The sequence below is a fragment of the Pseudodesulfovibrio halophilus DSM 5663 genome, from assembly GCF_059568665.1.
The window spans coordinates 1-24,795 of the sequence record NZ_JCANTV010000010.1 but is presented as its reverse complement, the minus strand read 5'-3'; the positions used below and the strand labels follow the sequence as shown (position 1 = coordinate 24,795).

Here is a 24,795-nt window from a genome sequence, read left to right as displayed (position 1 = left end):
GCTTAGAGCCATTTCTTTTTTCGGAAATACAGGACCATGCCGCCGCCAAGGGCGACAATGACGCCCCAGAAGACGGGATAAGCCCAGCGCAGGGCGAGTTCCGGCATGTGCTCAAAGTTCATGCCGTACACCCCGGCCACGAAGGTCAGCGGAATGAAGATCGTGGCGAACACGGTCAGAAAACGCATGACGTCGTTGAGCCGGTTGGCCATGACCATGTTGTAGGCGTTGAGGTGGTCGCCAAGCATGTCCCGATACAGGTCGGCGGCCTCGGAGGCCTGATCCGAAAGATCCGTCAGTTCGTCGAGGTACGGGCGCATGTCCGGGCCGAACAGCTCTGACTCACCACGCGCCAGCCGGTGCACCATCTCCCGCATGGGACGCAGATGCTTTCTGACATAAGCCATCTCGTGCCGGTATTCGTGAATTTCCTCAAGCAGTTCGGGGGTCGGATCGTCCAGCACCTCCTCGCCCATGTCCTCTATCCGCTCTCCGAGCACCTCGATGACGCGGATGCAGTTTTCCATGACGGAGTCCAGCAGAGCGCAGGCAAGATAGGGCGCTCCCCGCCTGCGCACCTTGCCCCTGCCCGACCTGATACGCTGGCGCGGCATCGAAGACGTCTCCGGTCCGCTCCTGAAATGTGAGAACGACCGACGGGAAAACCGCCATCCCGAGCTGCTCCGCATGTACCCTGCGATCATCGCCCAGCCACAACATGCGGGCGCAGACAAAGGTGAACGCATCAAACTCCTCCACCTTCGGGCGCTGGTCGGTATTGGCCACGTCCTCCAGCACCAGCGACGGGAGGCCGAACCCTGCCCCGATACGCTGCAGCACCGACTCGTCATGCAGCCCGTCGAGATTCCCCCAGAGGACACCTCCGTGCGAAGCGGCTGACTGCAACTCCTCCACCGTCTCCGGCTCGCCCTCCGCCACGGTCTGCTGATCGAATCGAATAAGGCGCAGCCGGGGCCGCTCCATCTTCCGTTCACCGACAAAAATCACGGCTCCGGGCGGCTGTCCGGCTCTGCGCTCAATCTTGCGAAGAAACCGCGCCATTCGGTGCTACCTCCCGTGCCTGCGCAAGCGGGCAACCAGATAACCGGCCACAAAGCCCAGTAGCAGCAGTCCCGGCAGCATCACGAATCGAGGAAGCGCGAAGGTTCCCCACAGGAAAGCCACCTGAACGGTTTCATTGTTCTGTATGAAAAACAGCAGGACAAGGGCCACGAGAAGCGTCACCAGAATGAGCCTGACGCGCTCCTTGAGAGTCATGGTTTCCCAGCGTGCGAGCAAAACGACCTCCTTTTCACGACTGCCGGACGAAACGGAAAGAGCCTCGAGTCAGTCCGGAGCCGAAGACAGCATTGATTTGGCCGCACCATAACGCGATATGCGAGCTGTTGCCAAGGACCCGCAACCAATTCCAGTCCGGCAATGTGAGGGAAGTCGATGAAAAGGAGACTACTCGGCGGAGTCGGGACGATGAACGGGAAGTGTGAACCGGAAGACGCTGCCCTCGCCGTATTTCGATTCCGCCCGGAGACTGCCGCCGTAGCGCTCGACGATCTCCCGGCAGATCGTCAGGCCGAGACCGGTACCGCGGACTCTGATGTTTTCACAGTCCTCCTGCCCCACCTGCGTGAACTTGCAGAAAATTCTGTCGAGGTCTTCGCTGCGGATGCCGATGCCCGTATCCGCCACCCCAACCTCGATGCTCTCGTCGTCCACCTGCCGGGCCGTCACCGAGACCCTGCCCGAGTGCGTGAACTTCGCCGCATTGCCGATGAGGTTGGTCAGCAGCTGGTCCATTCGGTCAGGGTCCACGAACACGCGCGGCAGCCCTTCCTCCACCTCCCACTCAAGCTGCACTTCCGCCTTGGCGGCAAATGTGCCGTAGCAGGAGCGGACGGCCTGCTCCACGCATTCGGACAGGTCCAGAAGCCTGTCGCGCCACTCCATGTGGCCGGATTCGATCTTGTTCAGGTCCAGCAGGTCGTTGATGAGCCGAGTCAGCCTGTCGCCTTCGGTTTCGATGATTTCGAGGTTGGAGACGATCCGCTCCCCCTTGCGGGAAAGGGTTCCGTCCTCGCGGGCCAGCGGCATGAAGAGCCTGTCGAAGTCACGATGAATGACCTTGGTGAAACCGAGGATGGAGGTCAGCGGAGTCCTGAGTTCGTGGGAAACCTGAGAGAGAAGCGAAGACTTGACGCGGTCGAGGCTTTGAAGCCGCTCGTTGGCCCTTTCGAGCTCCACGGCCTTTTCGGAGAGCCGCTCGGTACGTTCTCGGACCTTTTCCTCAAGCTCGCTGTTGAGCCTTTCCAGCCCGGCCTCGGCCTGACGCCGCGCCCGCATGCTCATGTTGAGGTTGGCGGTCATCACGTTGATGTTGGAAGCCAGACGGCCCAATTCGTCACGCCCGGTTCCGCTTATGCGGTGTTCGAGGTCCCCGGTGGCGATGGTCCGCACCGACTCCTCAAGCCTGTTCACGGGGCGCACCAGAAAGCGTTGCAGGAAATGGGTCAGGGTCAGCACCAGTAGCGCCCCGGATCCCATGATTCCGGCTATCAGCAGCGCGAACATGCGGTCCACTTCCGCCTCGGCAGGGGCCAGATCCACGCCCACCACCACGCGCCCTACGAAACCGGATTCAATATGCCGGGCCACCACGTCGCGGCTGATCACGTGAACGCTGTCATCAGGAAGCGCCCCTTTCCCGGCAAAAGGAAGCAGATTGACCCCTTCAGTATTATAGACGTTCACGAAGCGGACGTTCTCTTTACCCATGAGGCTTTTGGCGTTGTAATACAACATGCCGTAAGCCTGACGGGCGAGCTGGTCCTGCGAGAGCTCTGCAAAGAGCTCCACCATGCGCTCCGCGTCGCGCCGTACGCTTTGCAGGTGCTTGTGCCGGTAGGTTTGCGCCAGCAGGAGCGCGGGCAGGAGCATCAGCAGCACAAGGCATACCACGACCACGGTGTTGATTTTGAGGGATAGCCGGGAGCAGATGCCCTCCCGAAGATTCCTAAGCGTCCTCCTCATCCTGTCACCTGTACGCCGTGGGAACCTGAATCGTTCCGTCGATTATCTCCTGCCTGAGGGACCGGATTTCCTCCTGTAGCTCTTCGGAGAGCAGGTGCCGGGTATGATGCATGGGGCTCAGGGCGACCCCGCCGCTGGACAGATCAAAGGCGTAATCACGATTCTCGAAGCGCCCTTCGGATATCTCGCCCACAAGGTCCTCCACCGCCACATCCATGCGCTTGATGACGCTGGTTATGATCTGCCCCTTGGCGAGATAATCCTGATCCGAATCAACGCCGATGGCGTACTTGCCCGTTTTCTTGATGTAGTTGAAGACGCCGAGGGCAGACGCGCCGGCGACAGGGAAGAACAGGTCCACACCGTGCTCTTCGGCCATGGACTTCGCAATGGACGCCGCGGCCGAAGGGTTGTTCCACACTATTCCGGAGTCATCCACATCGTCGATGTACTGCTCGCGGATGCTGACGCTCTCTCCGGCGGCCATGGCCCCCTCCCGAAAGCCGAGGACGAACTCGCGAACAGGGACTACGTCCGTGCCGCCTATCACGCCGAGACTCTCGCTCAGGTGAGCGGCGATGTAGCCCGCAAGGTAGGACGCCTCTCCGGTGCGAAACGTGATCGAAGCGGTGTTGGGAAGGTAATCCAGAAGGCGGGTATCCATTAGTACGAAAAGCACGTCGGGGTGGTTTCTCGCGGCAAGCTGCATGGCCTCGCGCATGACCAGACTGGTACAGAACACGGCACGACATCCCTGCGCCACGAGATGCTCCAGGTCTGCCAGCGCCTCCTTCACTCCGTCGTCGCTCTCGCGCTGGCCGACCACGAAGCGGGCGCCATACCGCTGGCAGCCGCGCACGAGCCCCTGATACTGCATGTCCAGAAAGCCTCTGTCCCCAAGGCCGCTCGCATCAAGATACATCCCGAAGAGAACCCCGCTGTCCTCCACGGCACCCTCGTCCGGGCTGAACTCCTCCGAGCTCTCCGCCCCGCAGCCAAGCGACACAAGCAGCGCCAGACACAACGCAACAGCCCGAAAAACGGTCCAAAAAGATCGTAATGTGTTTTGAGATACTTGCCCGCCGGCAGTTTTCCCCATGCTCCCCCCATGCGATGGATGAATATCGATAGCCGCCGTCCCGGCTCATGAACGAAAAGTTGCACAAACGAAATGCCTTGGCAAGGCGCCTATTCGGTCCATACTTGACAAAATCAGACCTTCCCCAAGCATGTCGATCTGTTGCGAGTAAAGATGATTTCTCTGCACCGCGCTTCATTTTTCGACATCAACGGACAACTTCGATGCAATTCTCGTCCGGTCTTCTCTACTCGATTATCAATCGGAAAGGTTGCAAGACTGTTTCATTCTGTTAAAGATTGGAGTCTGGAATAGTCCTCTCCCGAGAACCGATCAGGCTCGTCCACGGAGCCTGCAGGAGCGGCCCCGCGAGGCTCCATGCGGACGAAAGGAGGCATTGTAACGTGATAGCCGAAACCATTCGGGAACTTATGGAATCGGCCGACATCTCCCTCAACGGCGAAAGGCCGTGGGACATCCGGATTCACGACGACAGGTGGTATGCCCGCATCTGGCGCGAGCGAAACCTCGGCCTTGGCGAGTCCTACATGGACGGCTGGTGGGACTGCCCGCGGATCGACGAAATGATCAATCGCCTGCTCGCGGCCCGGCTGGATGAAAAGGTCAAGGGAAGCCCCCGACACCTGCTGCGCATGCTGCCCGGGATGGTCCTCAACCTTCAGTCCAGACTGCGAAGCCGCATGGTGGCAGACCAGCATTATGATCTGGGCAACGACCTCTTCCTGTCCTTTCTCGATGACTACCTTCAATACAGTTGCGGCTGCTTCGAGGACACCGACGACCTGAACGAAGCGCAGCGAAACAAGCTCGCCCTGATCGCGGACAAGCTGAACATCGAGCCGGGCGACTCCGTGCTCGACATCGGGTGCGGCTGGGGCGGTCTCGCCCGGTATCTCGCCGAGAGCCGCGACTGCGAAGTCACGGCAGTGAACATCTCCAGGGAGCAGCTCGCCTTTGCCGCCGACTTCTGCAAGGGACTCCCGGTTCATTTTGCCGAGATGGACTACCGCGACATCACCGGCCAATACGATAAAATCGTTTCGGTGGGCATGTTCGAGCACGTCGGATACCGCAACTATCGCAACTTCATGCGCACGGCCCATCGCTGCCTCAAGCCCGACGGCATATTCCTGTTGCACACCATCGGCGGCAACGAATCCTGCACCGGATGCGACCCCTGGATCACCCGCTACATCTTCCCCAACGGCATGCTCCCCAGCACGGCCCAGATCGGTCGCAGCGCCGAGGGACTCTTCGTCATCGAGGACTGGCACAACCTCGGCCCCCACTACGACACCACCCTCATGAACTGGAACGAGAACTTTCAAAAGAACTGGCCGCAGCTGGCTGACACCTATGGAGAGCGGTTCAAACGCATGTGGGAGTATTACCTGCAATCCTGCGCCGGGGCCTTCCGCGCCCGCGACATCCAGCTATGGCAGGTGGTCATGACCCGCGACGACGCCTGCCGGGAGCAGCCTTGCTGCCGCCTGTAACCGAAAGCCGCCGGTGCCATCCGTGCCCCCGCGAGATTCCGGACATTTGACCTGCATCAAGGAAAGTGTCCGGCTCAGGGGGTATCCCTACCCTTCCTGACACACCGCCATTTTCGAAAGGAGGCACGCACCGCATGATCTCACGCTCGTTCATCAGAGGCAGAAACGCCACCTGCAAGACCCAGATTCTATGGTCATGGATCGGCGCATTCGCCGGCATTGCCTCGGTTTCCTTCATTACGAGCTTCCTGCTCAAGGGAACCGGGCTGACCCTCGTCATCGGCTCCTTCGGGGCCTCGGCCGTGCTCATCTACGGCGCGGTAGACAGTCCGCTGGCCCAGCCGCGCAACCTCATAGGCGGGCACACCCTCTCCGCCGTGGTCGGCGTCGCAGCCATGCAGCTCTCCGGCGGCCAGATGTGGATAGCCGCCCCCGCAGCCGTAGCAACGGCCATCGCCCTGATGCAATTCACCGACACACTCCACCCGCCCGGCGGCGCCACCGCGCTCATCGCTGTCATCGGCGGCCCGCAGATCCACAAGCTGGGATATCTATACGCCCTTTTTCCTGTCGGCACGGGCGCCCTCTTGATGCTGCTGGTGGCCCTTGCCGTGAACCGAATGGCGCCGGGGCGCGTCTATCCGCGTCCCGTCTGCCCTGCCGAATAACGCTTTCTCCCTCCGGCGTCCCGGAAGCGGCCCAAGCTGCTCCGGGACGCCGTGCGGCGCAATGAACTCACCATTTTGTTCAAGGCTTGTAGAAAATCTACAACATTGTCAAAACGACCAAAAACCACACCCACCCAACAATCTGTAATAAAACAACTTTATAATAGTTGCTTTGGCATCCATCCTGCTCGTGCAGGTGTATGCATACGCCCATCCGCAAACTGAAGCTCTCCGCTCTTCTGGCTATCTGCCATGTGATCGATCGCGCTCTTGATCTGGAGCGGACTCTGGGCGACATCCTGCGCATTCTGTCCGAAAAGCTCGCCATGCAGCGGGCCACGGTGACGCTGCTCGACCAGCACAGCGGTCTGCTGAACATCAGCGCATCCTACGGCCTGCGGCCCGAAGAAGAACGGCGTGGGGTGTATCGTCTGGATGAAGGCGTCACCGGGCGGATATTCCAGACGGCGCAGCCCTACTACGTACCCGACGTAAGCCGTGAGCCACTTTTTCTGGACAAGACCGGGGCGCGCGCCGTGCAGAAGAAGACCCTGTCCTTCCTCGGGGTGCCCATACTGCTCGGCGGGTCGCCCATCGGCGTGCTGAACGTGGACCGTCTGTTCACCGATGACGTGGATTTCGGCGAGGACATGGAGTTTCTCTCGGTGGTGGCCACGCTCATCGCCCAGTTCATCAGCCTGAACGAGAAGGTGAAGAAACGCGAAGAGGTGCTGCGGGCCGAGAACGTGCAGTTGCGCAGCCAGCTCTCCCGCGAAAACAAGGGGCCTTACATCGTCGGCCGGTCCCACGCCATGCAGGAGGTCCAGCGCCAGCTCGAACGCGTGGCGCCGACCCGCGCCACCGTGCTTTTGCTGGGTGAATCCGGGGTGGGCAAGACGCTGATCGCACGGATCATTCACGAGCTTTCCGACCGCAAATCCTACCCGTTCATCAAGGTCAACTGCGCCTCCATCCCGGAGAACCTGCTGGAGAGCGAACTGTTCGGATACGAGAAGGGAGCCTTCACCGGCGCGGCGGGCACGCGTCCCGGACGGTTCGAGGAAGCGTGCGGCGGCACCATCTTTCTGGACGAGATAGGCGAGCTCGCCATGCCCGTACAGGCCAAGCTCCTGCGAGTGCTGCAGGAAAAGGAATTCGAGCGCCTCGGCTCCAGCCGGACACGCTCGGTGGACGTACGCATCGTCACCGCCACCAACCGCGACCTTGAACACCTCGCGGCCCACGGCAGCTTCCGCCCCGACCTCTTCTACCGTCTGAGCGTCTTCCCCATGACGGTACCGCCGCTGCGCGAGCGCAAGGAGGATGTCCCCGGCCTGCTCTCCCACTTCATCAAGAAGGCCGAGGAGGACTATGGACGCTCCCTGTCGCTCACGCCGCGGGCGCTTGACCTGCTCACGGGATACGATTGGCCCGGAAACGTGCGAGAAATGGAGAACCTCATCGAACGGCTCGTCATCATGGCGGATCAGGAGCGCGTGGACCACGACTTCATACGGAGTTTTCTGACGCCCGGGACGCCCACCGCTGACCCCGACCCGGAGCAGTACACGCCGCCCGCACATTCCGAGCAGTCCGGCAGCATGGGCTCGCTCGCGGACATGGAGCGCAGCGAAGTCATCGCGGCGCTCAGGCGCGCGGACTGGATACAGTATCGTGCGGCCGAGGACCTCGGCATCACGCCCCGCCAGATGGGATACCGCGTTCACAAGTACGGCCTCGAATCCATGATAGCCGAAGGTCGGGCCGAGTTGCGACGTCACAAATAATTTCCCCACTCCCATCGCTCCTCAAAAGAACGGCCCCGGTCTGAACGCAGTGACCGGGGCCTTTAGGGGAGGTGTGCCCACAACGGGCACAATGTCGGGGTGTCACGTCTATCCGCACCCGCCGCCTCCGCCCGAGCAGCCTGTGCCGCAGCCGCCACCCCGACGGGCGGCAAAGGCGCTCAGGTCGCCGGTCCGGTAGAGGGCGGCGAGGTTGTCGGCAATGAACCCGGTTACCGCGTGCGCGGGAAGACCGTTTTCCTCCAGAAGCATTCTGGGCGTCTCGCCCATGGCCGCCGCGAGCACTGCGCGACAGTCCTTCAGCGTTCCGGCCAGTGCCTCCCAGCGCTTGGGTCCGCCGCCCATGGGCGGCGCGGGACGATCCTCTATCTTGACGAAACCGGCGTCATCTGAGGCGCGCCCCCATATCTGAAACGAGCGGGCCTCGCCGAGATGCATGTTCACCAGCATCCCTTCACGGCTGGCGACTGCGACGTAGGGACGGTCCTCGTCATCGTTGGTGGGCAGCAGCCGGGAGCAGGCCCCCAGCGTATCCGCGAACTCGCCCGAACGATCCGCTTCGAGCAGACCCACGGCATCGGCCCGGCAACGCTTGCAGTGCGTCATCTGCTCCACATGCTCGCCCGCCGTCCTGCGAAGCTCACTGACCATGGCGTGCGAAGGTTCTTCTACATCCGCAAACGGCGTTTCCTTGTTGGGATACACCGGAATGCAGTTCTGCAGCGTCGCGCCGAGTTCACCGACCACTTTGGCCACTTCTTCCACGTGATGATCATTGTACCCCGGAATGACGATGGTATTGACTTTCACGGTGATGCCGCGCTTCACAAGCCCCTTGACGGATTCGAGCTGACGCTCGATGAGAATCTTCGCCGCATCCTTCCCGCGGTAGATGACCTTGCCGTCGCGGGCCCAGGCGTAGATGCGCTCGGCGATGTCAGAGTCCACCGCATTCACCGTGATGGTGGCGTGAGTCACCCCCAGTTCCTTGAGGCGGTCCAGATACGGAGGAAGCCCCAGTCCGTTGGAGGACAGGCAGAAAAGCATGTCGGGATACTGTTTCTTGACCAGCCGCATGGTTTCCAGCGTTTCCGCAGGATTGGCCATGGGGTCGCCCGGCCCCGCGATGCCGACCACAGTGGTGTTCGGCGCGGCCTCCATGACCTTGTGCAGATACGCAAGGGCCTGATGGGGTTTGAGCACAGCCGATGTCACGCCGGGACGCGACTCGTTCACGCAGTCGTGCCTGCGGTCGCAATAGTTGCATTTGATGTTGCACTTGGAGGCTACCGGAAGATGAACCCTGCCGCATTCACCGATGGAAGACTTGTCGAAACAGGGATGCTTTTTCGTGCTCATGGCGAATCTCCTAGATATATCCCCAGCCAATGGGGCTGTCGGACTGCTTTTTGTCGATCAGGGCGTTGACGATGCGATCGAATAGTTCCTGCGTCCCCTCGTAGCCGATCCCTTTCAGACGCTGTCCGCCGAAGCGGTCGTGAATGGGGAACCCCGCCCGGACCAGCGGTGCGCTCCATGCCCTTGCGTAGCGCTGCCCCTTGGAATTGCCGAGCACCAGCTCGGGGCTCAGGACCTCGGCCTCTTCCGCGATGTCGTGAAAGTCCACCCCCTCGCAGACCACGGGTTGCTCTCGAAGCAGGTCGCCGCAGGCGCGCTCCACGGCCTCGGCGAGGCGTTTGCCCTCGGCGCCGGTTCCCACCAGCACGGGCCGCACGCCGATCTCAGCCAGAAACGCGGTCAGCGCCACCACGAGGTTCTCCTCGCCGTACACCACGGCCCGCTTGCCGAAGACATACTTGTGGCCGTCAACATAGGCGTCCACCAGCCGTCCCCGTTCCTGCTCGTAACGACGCGGAACGCAGGCGCCGGCAAGATCGGCCAGAGTGTCGTAGAATTCGTCGCAGGCACGGACGCCCAGCGGGATCGGAAGGCGCGTATTCAGGACACCGAACCGTTTCTCCAGACAGGTGCCGCCGGAAGCCCCGGGAAGGCAGCTGCCGAACTCCACGGAAGCCGCCGCACCGGGCAGAGCCTTGATGTCTGCCACCGGAGTTCCGCCGGAAGCCACGGGTTCGTAGTCTTCAAGCGCGGGACCGTCGAGGGTGTCGGAGATATCCGGGAGCACCGTCGGCGTCAGCCCGAACTCGTGGAAAATATCTTTGAGCAGGCGGATGTCCGCGGGCGAGACCATGCCCGGGAAAAGGGCGATGCGCTCGCTCTTTTCCGCTTCGGGGTCGGCCAGCTGATCGGTCAGGGCGTGCACCGCGCGATGGAACCCGTCGGAATGGGTACCCTGATAGCTCGGGGTGGACACATGCACCACGTCCGGCAGATCCAGATCACCGAATTCTTTGCGGAACTCGTGCAGAATCATCCCCATGTCGTCGCCGATGGTTTCTGTGAGGCAGGTGGATGCCACACCGACGAGGCCGGGCGAATATTTTTTCATGACATTGAGGATGCCCTTCTTCAGGTTCGGGCCTCCGCCGTAGACCGCGTGCTTTTCCCCGAGGGCCGAAGACGCTATGTCGATGGGCTCCCGAAAATGGGAAATGATGTAGCGGCGCATGTAGGTGGCGCAGCCCTGCGAGCCGTGCAGGAACGGCACCGCCCCTTCCACGCCCTTGAAGGCGAGGCTCGCTCCAAGCGGCGTGCACAGCTTGCAGGCGTTGGTGGTGGAAACGGCGTTCTTTGCAGCGGGATTATTCGTCATGGCTGCACTCCTTTCCGGCATCGCGGTGCCGCGCTTCTCTGCGCGGGACGAAGTTCCAGACCGGGCTCATGGCCGAAGCATGCACTTCCTTTGCGAAGTTCAACATGCCCTCGAACCCTTCAAGCGGTATCTTCCGTTCGTGGTTGTGGTCGCAGAATCCGACGCCGAGTTTAAAGGCGATGGGCCGTTCCTTGACGCCGCCCACGAAGACATCCACGTCCTTTTCCTTGATGAATTCCTGCAGCTCCAGCGGGTTGGCGTCATCCACGATAATGGTTCCGGGATCGGTCACTTCCGCCAGTTCCGCGTAATCTTCCTTGGTGCCTGTCTGGGAACCGACCACGGCCACTTCCATACCCAGGTGCCGGAAGGACTTGATGAGCGAGAACGCCTTGAACGCACCGCCCACGTAGACCGCGGCCTTCTTCCCTTCCAGATCGGCGCGGTATCGCGCCAGCCCCGGCAGGATCTTTTCCAGTTCGTCGCGCACCAGTTCGGCGGTGCGCTCCATGATGCCGGGGTCGAGGTGCGCGAAATGTTCGGCGACCTTGTAAAGCGATTCGGCCATATCCTCGATGCCCAGCCACGACACGCGGCAGTGCGGCTTGCCGAATTTCTCTTCGATCATCTTGGCCAGATCGAGCGTCGCGCCCGAACACTGCACCATGTTCAGCGAGGCTCCGTGGATGCGGCGAAGCTCGTCCACCCTGCCGTCGCCGGTGACGCTCGCCACCACGGTCAGGCCCATGCGCTCCAGATAGTCCTTGATGATCCACGTTTCTCCGGCGATGTTGAAGTCGCCGAAAATATTGACCGAAAGTTCCGGGACATCCGAGACGTCGGCGGTTCCCACCAGCCGGAACATGGCCTTGCAGGCCGCGAGATAGCCTTCGCGCTTACTGCCCTTGAAGCCTTCGGACTGCACCGGAAGCACCGGGATGCCCGTCTTCTCCTCCACACGGCGGCACACGGCTTCCATGTCGTCGCCGATCAGCCCGACGATGCAGGTGGAGTAGACGAACGCGGCCTTGGGTCGATTACGTTCGATCAGTTCCAGCAGCGCGGCTTCCAGCTTTGGCTCGCCGCCGAAGATGATGTCTTTCTCCCGCAGGTCCGTGGTGAAGCTCATGCGATGCAGCTCCGGACCGCTGGAAAGCGCCCCGCGGATATCCCAGGTGTAGGCTGCGCATCCCACCGGGCCGTGCACCAGATGCAGGGCGTCGGCGATGGGATAGAGCACCACCCGGGACCCGCAGAAGACGCAGGCGCGCTGGCTGACCGCGCCGGCCAGCGACTGCCGGTTGCAGGCGATGTCGATGTCCCCGCTTCCGCTGCGGAAGACCTGCGCCCGCCGTTCGTCGAGTATGGTGCTGTCATTGGTCATGCGTTCTCTCCCGGGTTCATGTTGCGGCGGATGCAGATCAGCCGCGTGAGACTCCATCCGATCCTTGCGTAAAATTTCATGGCGGGGTCGTTATCCCGGTCCGCAAGCAACTGAAGTCGGGATGCCCCGCTTCCGGCTGCCCATCTGCCGATATCCGATAGCAGCGCCCGGGCCATGCCCTGTCTGCGGCAGTCCTTTCGGACCACCAAGTCCTCCACCAGAGCGGACCAACCGCCCTCGGCGGTGGAGACCACGAGCTGCCCGGTGCACATGCCCACGACTTCCCCGCCCTTTTCAGCGACCGTGACGCGTCCGCGATCTCCCTCCATCAGCATGAACAGTCCGGTCTGCTGCCGCTCTCCGTCCGGCCGGAAATCCGTCTCTATGGAGAAAAGCTCGGACAGCAATCCCGTCATGGCCCTCACGTCGGCCGGGCGGGCCTGCCTGATGATGAAATCCGCATGGACGCTCACGGCTGCCTCCTAGGCGATGAGATAGCCCTCGGCCGGTTCGCCGTCCTCGACGCCGTCGAGAATGGCGTCGATGGCTTCCTCGCTGTCCACGCCCCGGAACCACCAGTTTTCGGGCATGACCACCATTACCGGTCCCTTCTCGCACTGCTTGAGGCAGCCGGTGGCGGTTACGAGGCAGTCGAGGCCGCGATCAATGATCTCTTCCTCGATGTACTGAAGGAATCCGTCGGTCTGTTTGTGGCAGATGCCCTTGGGATCGCCGCCCGCGCGAAAGCTCTGGCAGAGAAGGATGGTACGTTCGGTGGTGGCCATGGATGAATCCTCTTTGTTCTCGGTTGATTCCCATTCAGGGGTGCCGCCTTCGGCGGATCGGTTCCGGACATCGCCCCCGGCGGCCAAAGGGGCGGCGCCCCTTTGGACTCCCGCTCTGGCGGGAGGTGTTGCCGGATGGCGTTCGTTTGCAGCCGTGGCTACAGAACGAGTTCGAAGGTTTCCTCGGGATCGTCCCGGTCCTTGCGGTCCAGCAGCGCGCCGAGCATCTTTTCCAGCAGTCGCAGCCCGCCCTTGTAGCCCACGGTGGGGAAGTACTGATGGCCGACGCGGTCGAGGATCGGGAAGCCCCAGCGAATCAGCGGCGTGTCTTCGTCCCGGGCGATGTACTTGCCGTAGGAGTTGCCCATGAGCAGATCCACCGGCTCGTTCTTGACCCACTGGTGCAGCAGGAACATGTCGCCGCCCGCCTTGACGTTGATGTCGAACGGAAGCTCGGCCGCAATCTCCTTGATGCGGGCCTCGAAGCGCTTACCGGGTGTGCCGGTCACAACGTGCACGGGCCACATGTCCATGGAGACCAGGAACTCGCACATGCTGATGAGCTGGTCCGGGTCGCCCCAGAGGGCCACCTTCCTGCCGAAGGTGTACTGGTGCATGTCCGAGATCATATCCACGAGCTGCCCGCGTTCGTGCGCCACGGCATCCGCCACGCTGGTGCCCGCGATGATGCGCAGGGTATCGATGAAGCGGTCGGTGGCCTTCAGGCCGAAGGGCATGTCCAGCACGGTGCACGGCACCTTGCAGTTGGAATCCAGCCACCGGGCCGCGTCAGCGGAACACCATTCACCCAGAGCCATGGTCCCCATGGCGTTGCCCGTGTCGCGAAGCTCGTCCACGGTCACGCCTCCCTTGGGGAACATGTGGTATTCACCGGAGAGCGGGCCGTTGAGCACGCCGGAAGTGTCCGGGAACAGGGTGATATCCACGCCCATCAGGGCCGCGAGGCGCTTGATCTCTTCCATGTCGGCGGGTTCGACCCAGCCGGGGATGATGTTCACCCTGCCGTTTCGCTCGCCGGTGTTCTTGGCAAAGGTCGAGGCCATGGACTTGACCATGTTGGAAAAGCCAGTGACGTGCGAGCCGACATAGCTGGGCGTGGACGCGCCGAGCATGTCCTTGTCCTCGGGGATCTTGCCGTCCTTGCGTGCCTTGGTGATGATCTGGTTCAGGTCGTCGCCTATGGTCTCGGACAGGCAGGTGGTGTGCACCGCGATGACCTCGGGCTCGTAGACGCTGAAGATGTTGTTGATGGCCTGCAGCAGGTTGGCCTGTCCGCCGAAGACCGACGCGCCTTCCGTGAAGGAACTGGTGGCGGCCGGGATCGGCTCCTTGTAATGCCGGGTCAGCGTGGAGCGATGGTAGGCACAGCAGCCCTGCGAGCCGTGAGAGTGCGGCAGGCACCCGTGGATTCCCAGCGCGGCGTACATGGCCCCGATGGGCTGACAGGTCTTGGCCGGGTTGACGGCCAGCGCCTTGCGCTCCGCGACCTCTTTCGGCGTATGTCTGAGCAACGTCATTGCGTCCTCCTTATTCCCACACGTAGGTGGCCGAGAGTTCGGGATTCTCCTGCCAGGGAGCCTTCATGTAGCTCCAGACCCGGCTGGTGACGAGGCGGTCGATCTCCTTGTAGAAGTTGATCGCACCGCGGAATCCGGCATAGGGGCCGCCCGAGTCGTAGCTGTGCAGCTGCTTCATGGGCACGCCCAGCTTCTGGATGGAGTACTTCTCCTTGATGCCCGCGCAGAACAGGTCAGGCTTCATGATCTCCACCAGCTTTTCGGCCTCGTACTGGTTCAGGTCGTCCACCACGATGGTGCGATGATCCATGTCGGGCAGCATTCCGTCGTAGTCCCTGAAGCGGAACCCGGCCTCTTCCAGCCTGCGGGTCTGCTCGTCGGTCTTGCGCGGCTTGTAGAACTTCTCGTCCGGCGCCACCTCGATCTCCTCGATGTTGCGGGAGTCCGCATCAACCTTGAGGTTCGGCAGGACTTCCCGGCCTTCGTAGTCGTCGCGGTGCGCGAACTCGTACCCGGCCGAGAGGGTCTTCATGCCCATCTCCCTGAAGAGCTCCTGATAGTGATGCGCGCGGGAACCGCCTACGAAGAGCATGGCGGTCTTGCCGGTGGTGTGCGGCAACACCTCGTCGCGCATGGCTTCCACATCGGGCATCTCCTCGGCGATGACCTTTTCGATGCGCTCCATGAGCTCCTTGTCCTCGAAATACTGGCCGATCTTGCGCAGGGACTTGGCGGTGGCCTCGGCGCCGATGAAGTTCACCTTGATCCACGGAATGCCGTATTTTGTCTCCAGCATGTCCGCCACGTAGTTGATGGAACGGTGACACATGACGCAGGACAGGTCCGCGTGCTGGGCCGAGGCGAACTGCTCGTAGGTGGAGTTGCCCGAAAAGGTGGCCACATTGGTGACGCCGCACTTGTTCAGGATGCGGTCGATCTCGAAACCGTCGCCGCCGATGTTGTACTCGCCCAGCAGGTTGATCTTGTACTCGCCCTTCACCGGCTCCTCTTTTTCGCCAACGAGGTAGCGGAAGACCTGGTTGTTGGCGATGTGGTGACCGGCGGACTGGCTCACGCCCTTGTATCCCTCGCACGAGAAGGCGAAGATGTTGCAGTCGCCGAGCTTCTCGCGCATCTTTTTGCAGACGGCGTGGATGTCGTCGCCGATCAGGCCTACCGGGCAGGTGGCGAACACGCAGATGCCCTTGGGATGAAACAGGTCGTAGGCTTCCTGAATGGCCGCCTCCAGCTTCTTTTCCCCGCCGAAGATGATGTCCTCGTCCTGCATGTCCGTGGAGAAGGAATACATCATGTAGTTTTCGGCATCCGGGTCTGACACGTCGGTCTGGTTCCGGCGGGTGAGCCAGGAATAGAACCCGCAGCCGATGGGGCCGTGGGTGATGTTCACGATATCGCGGGTGGGGCCCATGATGACGCCCTTGCAGCCCGCGTAGGTGCAGCCGCGCATAGTGATGATGCCGGGCACGGTGCGCACGTTGGCCGTGATCTCGGGCGTTTCGCTGCCCTCGGCCTCGTTTATGAGGATCTGCTTGGCGCGCTTTCTCGCCACCTTGGGAGGGTACTTGCTGAGCAATTCCTCCTTTATCTCGGCGGGATCCCAGTGCACCGTCTTGTTCTTGGTCGCCATGGATATCTCCTTTGCTGAATGATCAGCTTATGGATTTGATGCCGCTTTCGCCGGTGCGGACCCTGACGGCGTCCTTAACGGGAAGGACCCAGATTTTGCCGTCGCCGGGCTTGCCGGTCCTGTTGGTCTCGATGATGGTTTCGACGATGCCGTCGACCTCGTTCTCCGGGACCACCACGGTGAGGATGCGCTTGGGATACAGCTTGCCCTTGCCGCCGAGGTGCTCGACCGCCTCCTCGTAGCCGCGCTCGGCGCCTTCGAGGAGCATGAGGTTGGCGAAGCCCTGACCGCGCCCCTGCGCCTCGTTGGCGAAGAAGGCGTCCACTCCGGCTTCGGTCAGGGCGGCCTTGGTCCGGTTCATCATGTTCATGCGTACGACCGCGATGATCTCCTTCATGCGGGAACCCCCTCGGCCGCCATGGCGGTTTCCTTCACGCCGGAAGAGATGGTGAAGACGTCCTCCACGTCGGAGATGAATATCTTGCCGTCGCCGAAGGCTCCCTTGGTTCCGGAGCGGGCGGCCTTCATGATGGTGTCGAGGACGAAGTCGCGGTCGACTTCGGGGACCACGCTCATGAGCATGGTCTTGGGAATCTCGTCGTAGGTGACTTCGCCTATCTTGATGCCGCGCTGCTTGCCGCGACCGGCAACGGAATACTTGGTCACGGCCGGGAATCCGGCATCCATCAGGGCGGCCAGTACGTCATCGGCTTTTTCGGGACGCACGATGGCTCGGATCATGATCATGGACATGGGTGTTTCTCCTTGAAATTCGTGTTGCTAGGCTTCCAGGATGCCGTAGTCGAGCAGCAGCTGCTCAAGGTCTTCGATCTCCAGCGGGGTCGGGACCACGAACATCTCGTTTTCATCGATGGCCTTTGCCAATCCACGGTAGACATCGGCCTGAGGCGCTTCGCCCTTCCATTCTATGACGGTCTTGCGGTTGATCTCCGCACGCTGCACGTCGTTGTCGCGGGGGACGAAGTAGATCATCTGGGTGCCGAGCCTGCGGGCCAGCTCCTCGATCATCTCCTTTTCGTTGTCCACGTTACGGGAGTTGCAGATCAGCCCGCCGAGGCGAACGCCGCCGGACTGCGCATATTTCATGATGCCCTTGCAGATGTTGTTGGCCGCATACATGGCCATCATCTCGCCGGAGCAGACGATGTAGATCTCCTCCGCCTTGCCGTCGCGAATAGGCATGGCAAAGCCGCCGCAGACGACGTCGCCGAGGACATCGTAGAATGCGTAGTCGAGCTTCTCGTCCTCCTCGTAGGCGCCGAGGGATTCCAGCATGTTGATGGAAGTGATGATGCCACGGCCGGCACAGCCGACGCCCGGCTCGGGGCCGCCTGACTCAACACTCCACGAGCCGCCGAAACCCTTCTTGCGGATATCCTCCAGTTCGACGTCCTCCCCTTCTTCGCGAAGGGTATCCAGAACGGATTTCTGGGCCAGCCCGCCGAGCAGCAGCCGGGTGGAGTCGGCCTTGGGGTCGCACCCCACGACCATTACCTGACGGCCCATTTCCGCAAGGCCTGCCACCGTGTTCTGCGTGGTGGTGGATTTACCGATGCCGCCTTTTCCGTAGATGGCTACCTTTCTCATCAGGGATCTCCTTCGTCTCAAAGGGTTGTCGTGTTGAAAGCCTGCCCCTCTATTGGCAACCGGCGTGCCACCAGCGACATAACTAGCTAATTAGCTGCAATTAAAGACTTAACACTCAAAAATCTTTATTGGTTGCTTCCGCCGTTTTTGTAGGTCGCAACACTCGTGAATCCACGAAATCGTAGAATCCTACACTTCCGTGGATTGAAGATCGCCTGTGCGACGCAAAGACAAACCCATTGAAATCGGGACATTAGTCTTCGGGACCCCAATGGCACCAAAGTTGCCTCCCGCTAGTGCGTGCAACACCAAAAAGCAGGAGGCGACATGCTCATAGACACCACACTCCGCGAAGGGGCACAGATGTTCGGGGTCCGCATGGGACTTGAGGACCGCCAGACCGTGGTCATGGGTCTCTCCGGCATGGGCGTGGACGAAATCGAAGTGGGCTGGGCAGGCCTTGAAGAACTGGAAGCACTTTGCCGTTGGTCGGGACGCAAGCTAGGAGGTTCCGCCATCTCCGTCTGGAGCCGCTGCCGGGAATCGGACGTGATCGAAGCCGCGCGCATCGGTGCCGGACGCATCAATATCGGCGTCCCGGCCTCGGACGACCATCGGCGCAAGCGCCTCGACATCTCTCGCCGGGCACTGACAGGCCGCATGAAGGCGGTTGTCTCGCTGGCACGCAGCTACGGTATGGAAGTGTCCATCGGACTCGAGGACGCATCCCGAGCCGACGCAAAATGGCTGCGCAAGCTGGCGCTCGCAGCCGAAAATGCAGGGGCGTTTCGGGTTCGCCTGTCGGATACCGTGGGCATCTGGACCCCGGTCAAAGCAATGAAGGCGGTCTCCGCGTTACGGGAACGGCTGGTCATCGACATCGCCGTGCACTGTCACGACGACTTCGGCATGGGCACGGCCAACGCCGTTGCCGCGCTGGATGCCGGCGCGGACTGGGCGGACGGGAGCCTGCTCGGAATCGGCGAGCGCTCCGGCCTCGCCGCCACGGAAGAACTGGCCGGGTATTTCGAATTGATCGAGACGTCAGGGAACTACCGCATGGAAGGTGTCGCCCCGCTCTGCGCCCGCATCGCCCAACTTGCAGACCTGCCGGTGCCTCGGAACAAGGCGATGGTGGGAAACGACATCTTTGCCTGCGAAAGCGGGGTGCATCTGCACGGCATGGCGCGCGACACGAGCCTCTTCGAGCCGTACGCACCGGAGTCCGTGCGCGGATCACGGCGCTTCGGGTTCAGCGCAAAGAGCGGCCGCTCGCTGCTGAGGGCGGTATTGGGCGAAAAAACGGGGGGCGATGCCGACGACCTATTGGAACGCATCGGAGCCCACTCCTGCCGCACGGGACGGCCCCTGACCATGCAGGAATGCTCGGACCTAGCCGGGAACTGATCAGCTCCCTTCGGCCTCCTCGTTGCGGCCGACGGCTGCCTGCTTTCCGTCGGAGCGGGGAATCGGCGCGCAGGAAGCGGTGCCGATGATCCGCCATTCCGCCTTTGGTTCGAACTCACTGTCCGCGGTGAACAAACGGATATTGCCGCCAGGGGCGATGGCGAAGAGCGGAATCCGCTCCTCCTCGCATTGCTCGACGTAGTCCTTGAAGGTGAACTGTTCCGTCAGTGGCGTGGTTTTCAATTCGGCCCCGCTCTCCAGCATTTTTCGCAGCTTCTGGTACGTGACGCCCTCGCCGAACAGTTGTCGCCCGCCGGACCGAATGGTGGTCTTGGCTTCGTCCTCCGGCCCCTCTTCGCTAGGCAGGCGAATGGCGAACACGTTGGCGGCCCCGAACTCCATCCGGTACTGCTGTGCCGCAAGCGCGTTGAGCTCCCGGCCGGGGCTCAACGCGAGCAACCTCCCTATGCCGACAAGGCTCAGGTGCCGCTCCGCGTGCTCCGAGGCCGGGTTGCCCCAGTACGCGCGCAGCCCCTCCATTCTGGCCGTGACGACATTGTCCCAGTTCTGATCCGCCAGCTGCACCCGGAACCCGTTCTCCTGCAACTCAAGAGCGATGGTCCGAGCCACGAGGTCCGCGCCTACGATAAGGAAGCCCTTGGGCTCCGGCTCAGCGACCTTGAGCAACTTGGCGATGGGGCGGGCGGTGGCACTCTGCAACAGCACCGTCCCCACGATTACCATGAAAGTCAGCGGCACGAGCTTGGAAGCCTCGGCATATCCCAGTTCCCCGAGTTTGATGGCGAACAGCGCCGATATGGCGGCAGCGATGATGCCCCGAGGCGCGATCCATGCCAGAAAATGTCGTTCCGCCATGGACAGCCGCGAGCCGAAGGCCGAGGCCTGCGCCGCCAACGGTCTCGAGATGAACTGGATCACCGCGAACAGGGCCAGCGCGGGCCAGCCTAGAGCCGTGAACTCCGCCAGCTCCATCCGCGCCGCGAGGAGGATGAACAGCATGGAGATCAGCACCACGCTCAGGTGCTCCTTGAAGTCGAGAATCTCGTCGAGCTCCACTCCCTTGGTGTTGGCAAGCCACACGCCCATGACCGTTACGGACAGCAGTCCGGATTCGGCTTCCAGCGTTTCCGAGATGGCGAAGATCGCGCAAACGAGGGCCAGCGCCGCGTAGTTGTGCAAATAGTGCGGAATCCAGTGCTTGCGAAGCACCACGCCGAAAAGATACCCGCCGATCGATCCGAGCACACCGCCAATGAGAAGGATTCTCCCGAAGACCGCCAGCATCCCGGCGATGCCGCTCTGAAGGCTGCCGGCCACAATGAACTGGAACACGAGCACCGCCAGCGTCGCGCCGATGGGATCGATGAGAATACCCTCCCACCGCAGGATGTGCGACACACTCTCTTTTGGCCGCACAGTCCGCAGCATGGGCACGATGACGGTAGGTCCGGTGACCACCATGAGCGCGCCGAACAGGAACGAGACCTCCCACGAGAGCCCCATGAGATACTTCGTACCGACGGCGGTGACGAGCAGCGTCACCACGACGCCGAGCGTGATCATGTTGCGTATGACCTTTTCCAGACCCGGAATGTCGTGAAGTTTGAGGGTCAGGCTGCCTTCAAAGAGGATTATCGCGACCGCCAGCGAGATGAACGGGAACAGCAGGTCGCCGAACAGCTGATCCGGATTCAGGAATCCGACCCCCGGCCCGAGCACGATGCCGCTGAGGAGCAGAAAGAGAATCGCAGGCAGCTTCACCCGCCAGGCGACCAGCTGACAGACGATTCCCACGAGCAGAACCACGGAAAGCGCCACAAGCGCATGCGCGTGCATCGGACCTCCTTGTGCTTGCACATCGGCATCACCGGATAAGGATACTCTATTCTGCCTTACCGATATAGCCGAATCCCGTCAAAGGGTTCCGGCAGGCTGCCTGTTGTTAAGAGGGTTTGCACGCCATGTATGCAGGACTTGCCTATAGACGATGAAAACTATGCTTCACTTGCACGCCGCCTTCATTCCCGATTCATCGTAACTATGTAACCGAAGGCTCTGCGAGTTGAAGTGGGAATTCATAACTCGAACGACCTTTCGAGTGGTTCCAGACATACCGACTTACCATCGGCACGCATTTGGAAAGAGGATCTCGGCGGATAAACCAAGTCTTGGGCAGGCAGAATTCTTTCTTTGAATACTGTTCCTTCGACACAAGCTGGCTGCGACGCTGAATTTGGTGGAGTTGGACAGAATGGAGCTGACGACCTCTTGAATGCCATGCTAGACGCTAGCCTTGTATTCCTAGAAATCACTACTAATTTCCAAGACATGACACCTCTTTTTGGCAAAAAGCCGTGATTTGCGCCTGAGGGAAGGTGTCCAAGTTGTATTTACGGAAGATAGCTTTTGACCTTCTCAGGACAAAGGCTCATGGCTGTATCCAGTGCCTCTTCTGGTGTTGAACGCACGACACAAAACCAATGCCCACCAGGAGGAAACTCCTCCTTGGGAACTACAATGGTTGTTTCCCCTCTTCGCACTGTAATGAAATCGTGAAAACAGTTTGTAATGAGTTCTTTCAGATGGCTTTTTGTGGCATCCACATCAATGCATGCCACAAAGACTGTTTTCTCCTTTCCACCAGAAAAATGGTCTGTTCCTTTACTTACTACAATTCCCTTAACATCTTCACAGGAAAGACGAAGGTCGCATGCGAGTGCCTGCATCCCACAAACAAGCATAAGAAAAAGAGTCAAAGAGAAACAAGCAAACCTGTTAACCATCCCAATCCTCATAAATTATCGTGTAGTCAACTTGGATATTGTCTGAACCGTGAGCCAGCAATCGAATTGTCCATGTTACAGGGGGATCCTCATCGGCAGTCAAATTGATCGTGTGAGAAGCTTGAGGGCGACAGGCAATATTCTCTTTGGAGTCAACGTTAACTTCAATCCAAACCCCAGTTGTGACTCCGCCCCCCTTCAATCGATATGAACGTGTTTTCCCCCTTTGAACCGGTGCCACTCATGACCACTTAAAGAACTATTAATATACCGTTTCTGTTTCCGCAACGGATGCTTTTTTATCTAGCATTTACAATTCGGATGAGGACGGTCCGGCTCTTCCATGAATTCCTTGCCAGCCATAGACTGACACTTCTCACATGCTTTTGGTTTTGGATGAACCGTCCAGTAATAATCTCCCTTGTGATCAAACTTGTTGGCCCGATCATTCCTTACGTACTCAGCTTCAGATATCTTGAACTTTGCCAAGCTCTCTTGTGTTGAAACTCCGACCATCCGCTTCGGCATACCATAAACGAGCAGGTCGTCACCGATGTGCTGTACCCAATCATTTGTCATTTCAATTCTCCTTTTAACCATAGGGCTGTTCGTTTCTTTGCGAAGAACCTACCTTTTCGGAGAAAATCACTGAAACACGGCGGTGTCGGTGAAGTACACCTTCGTGTCGGCGGAATGCAGGCTATGGTCTATGAAATACAATCAAATTTCTCTAACTTGCTCTTGACATCTTTTTGAGAGTCCCTGCTTCAACTCGAACTATTTATATAACCTTTTGCATATTCCACGAAAAAAGGCTTAGAAGGAAAACCTTCTAAGCCTTTAAAGAAAATTGGTGGAGCTGGACAGAATCGAACTGACGACCTTTTGAATGCCATGCATGACGACAGGCGTGCAAGCTTTGAAATACTTTGACTTTTTACTTTGATATCAACAGGAAATCTGTGGTGTTGGAGGTGTGTTGAAGGCGTTTGGTTGACCGGATGGTTGACCAATTTTTGGTGCTAATCCGAACTATTTCAACGCTCAATATACCTCAATTCTAAGTGAATTTATTGTTGAATTAATTTCTGGCAAGGTTTATAGAAAACGCCAACAATGCTCAAGAGTTTCCAATGCAAGAAATCGTAGGTTTTCTCCTAATGGTTGCAGTAGGTTTGGTTGATCCACTACTACTCATTGCCTATTATGCTGGCTGGTGGTGCCGCCAATTGTGGATTGCTCTGAGTATTGGTGCAATAAACGGCATAGCCGCCATTGCAATTGTTGGTCTCATGGCAAACCGCACCCCACCTGGCAATGTAGCTCTGTCTAAAACTATTGCCGGTATTGCAGCCACTGCTCTCGTCTATGGAATTGCAAAGAAAGTGAGACAACCCAAACCTAATTTTTTTGATGCCAAGCAAAAATCGAAATTGCAGAAGAATGAAGCCAGCGATCATGCAAACACAATCGTAAAGAGGGAAAAACTTTCGGGTTGGCATCGACTGTTATTATGTTTGACAGTTGCATGGTTAGTTGGTGTTTCATTTCTTGCTGTGCCTGAATTCAAAAATTATAGAGGGTGGGGAGTCGGTGCAGGATGCTATGAAGTAGCCAAAAACAAAATGCTCGACAAAGTGCAAGAAAACTATCCTGCGTTTAACCGCAAAGCGTACGTCGAACACGCTGAATATCCGAATGGGCGGTATGCAAAAAATTCAATGTTGGGAACAGTGCCTGCAGACCGGTTAGATATTCTTCCTATCATTGCTAGAGACTATAAATCCATTAACTTCAAACCCATATTTAAAGAAATGAACTTGTGCATTGAGACTCAGATATCTCGTGCAAAGTCTGCTTCATTCAAACGAAATCTAAACACAGCACTGTACTATTATGGGCTATTAGGGATGCTTCCTTTGTTGGGTCTGTACGTAATTGGACGGCTTGTCATTCTTTGGATCATAGATGGCTCCAAAGAAGAATCGTGACCACTGCTATGAATACTACAAGACCAAGATTGGAATTACAGCTTGTGTGTTGACCGCTTGACTAGAAGTCAAGTACTCTTCCACTCACCATCGAAGCTACATAGCCTCCCTTACCCATCCCCATAGTTCGCGCAAAAACCCCAATCCTGAGCATTTACGAAATCCCTGGCCAACCCTGCCCCACCCCCCAAAACGGGCAGGAGGCGCAAAATTATCGCACTCCGAAAAATCACCACTAAGCACTGGCTAAAGCCAATCCCACCTCACACCCCCTCAAACACAGCTCATACACGCCTTTAATCTGTGATCTTAAACTCTTTGGTCAACAACCGGTTGACCATCCGGTTCACCACCAAAAGGAAAAGGGCCGCCTAGCCTACCAAGCTAAACGGTCCTTTTTCTTAAGAAAATATGGTGGTGGAGCTGGACAGAATCGAACTGACGACCTCTTGAATGCCATTCAGTCCACCACCCCTTCCTAAAAACACCCTATAGCCTAGAAATACAGGACTTTTTTCGCCGTCACGCTTCGATTTTACTGTCTGTGCATCATGTGCATGGGGTGTATGATTTCAAAAGGTTAGCATGGTGTCGAAATCTGAGCGGACACATAACGGACACGAGACTGCGCTGGGCTTATACGAAGCCAGCTGGAATTGCCGGGAGGTAACCTGAAAGGGCACGGAAAAAAAATGTGAAGTGCGCTTTCACCTAAACTTTGGACCGCCGGTTTAGGTGGAGCCTGCGTCAGGTCCACGCCCCTGCGGGAGGGGCGACCAGTGT

23 protein-coding genes are annotated in these 24,795 nt (G+C 59.3%); 6 read left to right on the top strand and 17 right to left on the bottom strand.

Going from position 1 to position 24,795, the window contains the following annotated elements:
* Positions 1–2: 2 nt before the first annotated feature.
* Positions 3–614, bottom strand: coding sequence for a magnesium and cobalt transport protein CorA (locus tag BR24_RS07025; RefSeq protein ID WP_496540788.1), 612 nt, complete (start codon positions 612–614; stop codon positions 3–5).
* Here BR24_RS07025 and BR24_RS07020 point away from each other — a divergent pair.
* Complete coding sequence (locus tag BR24_RS07020; RefSeq protein WP_496540787.1) at positions 580–900, top strand: hypothetical protein; 321 nt, start codon at positions 580–582, stop codon at positions 898–900. The genes BR24_RS07025 and BR24_RS07020 overlap by 35 nt on opposite strands.
* 168 nt (positions 901–1,068) lie before the next feature.
* On the opposite strand, the gene BR24_RS07015 is transcribed toward BR24_RS07020, so the two are convergent.
* From BR24_RS07015 to BR24_RS07005, 3 genes are all read right to left on the bottom strand, one after another.
* On the bottom strand, positions 1,069–1,299 hold the full coding sequence (locus tag BR24_RS07015) for a LapA family protein (RefSeq protein WP_496540786.1): 231 nt from the start codon (positions 1,297–1,299) through the stop codon (positions 1,069–1,071).
* A gap of 168 nt (positions 1,300–1,467) precedes the next feature.
* Positions 1,468–3,045 (bottom strand): HAMP domain-containing sensor histidine kinase, encoded by a 1,578-nt coding sequence (locus BR24_RS07010; protein WP_496540785.1) that lies wholly within the window; start codon positions 3,043–3,045, stop codon positions 1,468–1,470.
* 4 nt (positions 3,046–3,049) lie between these two features.
* Positions 3,050–4,051: a BMP family lipoprotein gene (locus tag BR24_RS07005; RefSeq protein WP_496540784.1), complete on the bottom strand. Its 1,002-nt coding sequence runs from the start codon at positions 4,049–4,051 to the stop codon at positions 3,050–3,052.
* 476 nt (positions 4,052–4,527) lie between these two features.
* Here BR24_RS07005 and cfa point away from each other — a divergent pair, with 476 nt between their 5' ends.
* The 3 genes from cfa (at position 4,528) to BR24_RS06990 (ending at position 8,095) form a co-directional block, all read left to right on the top strand.
* Complete coding sequence (gene cfa / locus BR24_RS07000; protein ID WP_496540783.1) at positions 4,528–5,640, top strand: cyclopropane fatty acyl phospholipid synthase; 1,113 nt, start codon at positions 4,528–4,530, stop codon at positions 5,638–5,640.
* 134 nt (positions 5,641–5,774) lie between these two features.
* Complete coding sequence (locus BR24_RS06995) at positions 5,775–6,308, top strand: HPP family protein (RefSeq protein ID WP_496540782.1); 534 nt, start codon at positions 5,775–5,777, stop codon at positions 6,306–6,308.
* A gap of 200 nt (positions 6,309–6,508) precedes the next feature.
* A complete protein-coding gene (locus BR24_RS06990; protein ID WP_496540781.1) occupies positions 6,509–8,095 on the top strand; it encodes a sigma 54-interacting transcriptional regulator in 1,587 nt (528 codons plus the stop codon).
* Positions 8,096–8,203: 108 nt separating this feature from the next.
* Here the strand turns inward: BR24_RS06990 and nifB are convergent, their stop codons facing one another.
* The 10 genes from nifB to nifH form a co-directional block, all read right to left on the bottom strand.
* Entirely contained in the window at positions 8,204–9,472 is a 1,269-nt protein-coding gene (gene nifB, locus BR24_RS06985) for a nitrogenase cofactor biosynthesis protein NifB (protein ID WP_496540780.1), read from the bottom strand.
* Positions 9,473–9,482: 10 nt separating this feature from the next.
* The gene (locus BR24_RS06980; protein ID WP_496540779.1) at positions 9,483–10,847 is read right to left on the bottom strand and encodes a nitrogenase component 1; all 1,365 of its coding nucleotides are present in this window, start codon (positions 10,845–10,847) and stop codon (positions 9,483–9,485) included.
* Positions 10,837–12,231 (bottom strand): nitrogenase iron-molybdenum cofactor biosynthesis protein NifE, encoded by a 1,395-nt coding sequence (gene nifE / locus BR24_RS06975; protein WP_496540778.1) that lies wholly within the window; start codon positions 12,229–12,231, stop codon positions 10,837–10,839. The genes BR24_RS06980 and nifE overlap by 11 nt, the downstream gene beginning before the upstream one ends.
* Positions 12,228–12,704, bottom strand: a complete 477-nt coding sequence (locus tag BR24_RS06970; RefSeq protein ID WP_496540777.1) for a GNAT family N-acetyltransferase — start codon at positions 12,702–12,704, stop codon at positions 12,228–12,230. Before BR24_RS06970 ends, nifE begins: the two co-directional genes overlap by 4 nt.
* Positions 12,705–12,713: 9 nt before the next feature.
* Complete coding sequence (locus tag BR24_RS06965) at positions 12,714–13,016, bottom strand: (2Fe-2S) ferredoxin domain-containing protein (RefSeq protein WP_496540776.1); 303 nt, start codon at positions 13,014–13,016, stop codon at positions 12,714–12,716.
* A gap of 158 nt (positions 13,017–13,174) precedes the next feature.
* The gene (nifK, locus tag BR24_RS06960; RefSeq protein ID WP_496540775.1) at positions 13,175–14,554 is read right to left on the bottom strand and encodes a nitrogenase molybdenum-iron protein subunit beta; all 1,380 of its coding nucleotides are present in this window, start codon (positions 14,552–14,554) and stop codon (positions 13,175–13,177) included.
* Between the two features lie 10 nt (positions 14,555–14,564).
* Positions 14,565–16,202, bottom strand: a complete 1,638-nt coding sequence (gene nifD / locus BR24_RS06955; RefSeq protein WP_496540774.1) for a nitrogenase molybdenum-iron protein alpha chain — start codon at positions 16,200–16,202, stop codon at positions 14,565–14,567.
* A 22-nt stretch (positions 16,203–16,224) separates the two neighbouring features.
* Positions 16,225–16,599 carry a P-II family nitrogen regulator gene (locus BR24_RS06950; protein ID WP_496540773.1) on the bottom strand — a complete coding sequence of 125 codons (375 nt, stop codon included), beginning with the start codon at positions 16,597–16,599 and terminating at the stop codon, positions 16,225–16,227.
* Positions 16,596–16,955 carry a P-II family nitrogen regulator gene (locus tag BR24_RS06945; RefSeq protein WP_496540772.1) on the bottom strand — a complete coding sequence of 120 codons (360 nt, stop codon included), beginning with the start codon at positions 16,953–16,955 and terminating at the stop codon, positions 16,596–16,598. The genes BR24_RS06950 and BR24_RS06945 overlap by 4 nt, the downstream gene beginning before the upstream one ends.
* A gap of 27 nt (positions 16,956–16,982) precedes the next feature.
* Positions 16,983–17,810 carry a nitrogenase iron protein gene (nifH, locus tag BR24_RS06940; RefSeq protein WP_496540771.1) on the bottom strand — a complete coding sequence of 276 codons (828 nt, stop codon included), beginning with the start codon at positions 17,808–17,810 and terminating at the stop codon, positions 16,983–16,985.
* Positions 17,811–18,137: 327 nt separating this feature from the next.
* Between nifH and BR24_RS06935 the strand changes: the two genes are divergently transcribed.
* The gene (locus BR24_RS06935; RefSeq protein ID WP_496540770.1) at positions 18,138–19,217 is read left to right on the top strand and encodes a LeuA family protein; all 1,080 of its coding nucleotides are present in this window, start codon (positions 18,138–18,140) and stop codon (positions 19,215–19,217) included.
* Here BR24_RS06935 and BR24_RS06930 read toward each other — a convergent pair whose 3' ends face one another.
* From BR24_RS06930 to BR24_RS06920, 3 genes are all read right to left on the bottom strand, one after another.
* Entirely contained in the window at positions 19,218–21,074 is a 1,857-nt protein-coding gene (locus BR24_RS06930; RefSeq protein ID WP_496540769.1) for a cation:proton antiporter, read from the bottom strand.
* Between the two features lie 554 nt (positions 21,075–21,628).
* Positions 21,629–21,964 carry a hypothetical protein gene (locus BR24_RS06925; RefSeq protein ID WP_496540768.1) on the bottom strand — a complete coding sequence of 112 codons (336 nt, stop codon included), beginning with the start codon at positions 21,962–21,964 and terminating at the stop codon, positions 21,629–21,631.
* A gap of 360 nt (positions 21,965–22,324) precedes the next feature.
* Positions 22,325–22,600, bottom strand: coding sequence for a hypothetical protein (locus BR24_RS06920; protein ID WP_496540767.1), 276 nt, complete (start codon positions 22,598–22,600; stop codon positions 22,325–22,327).
* Positions 22,601–23,154: 554 nt separating this feature from the next.
* Between BR24_RS06920 and BR24_RS06915 the strand changes: the two genes are divergently transcribed.
* Entirely contained in the window at positions 23,155–24,012 is an 858-nt protein-coding gene (locus BR24_RS06915; protein ID WP_496540766.1) for a hypothetical protein, read from the top strand.
* Positions 24,013–24,795 lie beyond the last annotated feature (783 nt).

What these genes read in the sequence shown, in the direction of transcription:
- BR24_RS07025 (WP_496540788.1), bottom strand. Translation starts at nt 614, where the DNA reads ATGCCGCGCCAGCGTATCAGGTCGGGCAGGGGCAAGGTGCGCAGGCGG.
- BR24_RS07010 (WP_496540785.1), bottom strand. Translation starts at nt 3,045, where the DNA reads ATGAGGAGGACGCTTAGGAATCTTCGGGAGGGCATCTGCTCCCGGCTA.
- BR24_RS06995 (WP_496540782.1), top strand. Translation starts at nt 5,775, where the DNA reads ATGATCTCACGCTCGTTCATCAGAGGCAGAAACGCCACCTGCAAGACC.
- BR24_RS06990 (WP_496540781.1), top strand. Translation starts at nt 6,509, where the DNA reads ATGCATACGCCCATCCGCAAACTGAAGCTCTCCGCTCTTCTGGCTATC.
- nifB (WP_496540780.1), bottom strand. Translation starts at nt 9,472, where the DNA reads ATGAGCACGAAAAAGCATCCCTGTTTCGACAAGTCTTCCATCGGTGAA.
- BR24_RS06980 (WP_496540779.1), bottom strand. Translation starts at nt 10,847, where the DNA reads ATGACGAATAATCCCGCTGCAAAGAACGCCGTTTCCACCACCAACGCC.
- nifE (WP_496540778.1), bottom strand. Translation starts at nt 12,231, where the DNA reads ATGACCAATGACAGCACCATACTCGACGAACGGCGGGCGCAGGTCTTC.
- BR24_RS06965 (WP_496540776.1), bottom strand. Translation starts at nt 13,016, where the DNA reads ATGGCCACCACCGAACGTACCATCCTTCTCTGCCAGAGCTTTCGCGCG.
- nifK (WP_496540775.1), bottom strand. Translation starts at nt 14,554, where the DNA reads ATGACGTTGCTCAGACATACGCCGAAAGAGGTCGCGGAGCGCAAGGCG.
- nifD (WP_496540774.1), bottom strand. Translation starts at nt 16,202, where the DNA reads ATGGCGACCAAGAACAAGACGGTGCACTGGGATCCCGCCGAGATAAAG.
- BR24_RS06950 (WP_496540773.1), bottom strand. Translation starts at nt 16,599, where the DNA reads ATGAAGGAGATCATCGCGGTCGTACGCATGAACATGATGAACCGGACC.
- BR24_RS06945 (WP_496540772.1), bottom strand. Translation starts at nt 16,955, where the DNA reads ATGTCCATGATCATGATCCGAGCCATCGTGCGTCCCGAAAAAGCCGAT.
- nifH (WP_496540771.1), bottom strand. Translation starts at nt 17,810, where the DNA reads ATGAGAAAGGTAGCCATCTACGGAAAAGGCGGCATCGGTAAATCCACC.
- BR24_RS06935 (WP_496540770.1), top strand. Translation starts at nt 18,138, where the DNA reads ATGCTCATAGACACCACACTCCGCGAAGGGGCACAGATGTTCGGGGTC.
- BR24_RS06930 (WP_496540769.1), bottom strand. Translation starts at nt 21,074, where the DNA reads ATGCACGCGCATGCGCTTGTGGCGCTTTCCGTGGTTCTGCTCGTGGGA.
- BR24_RS06925 (WP_496540768.1), bottom strand. Translation starts at nt 21,964, where the DNA reads ATGCAGGCACTCGCATGCGACCTTCGTCTTTCCTGTGAAGATGTTAAG.
- BR24_RS06920 (WP_496540767.1), bottom strand. Translation starts at nt 22,600, where the DNA reads ATGACAAATGATTGGGTACAGCACATCGGTGACGACCTGCTCGTTTAT.
- BR24_RS06915 (WP_496540766.1), top strand. Translation starts at nt 23,155, where the DNA reads ATGCAAGAAATCGTAGGTTTTCTCCTAATGGTTGCAGTAGGTTTGGTT.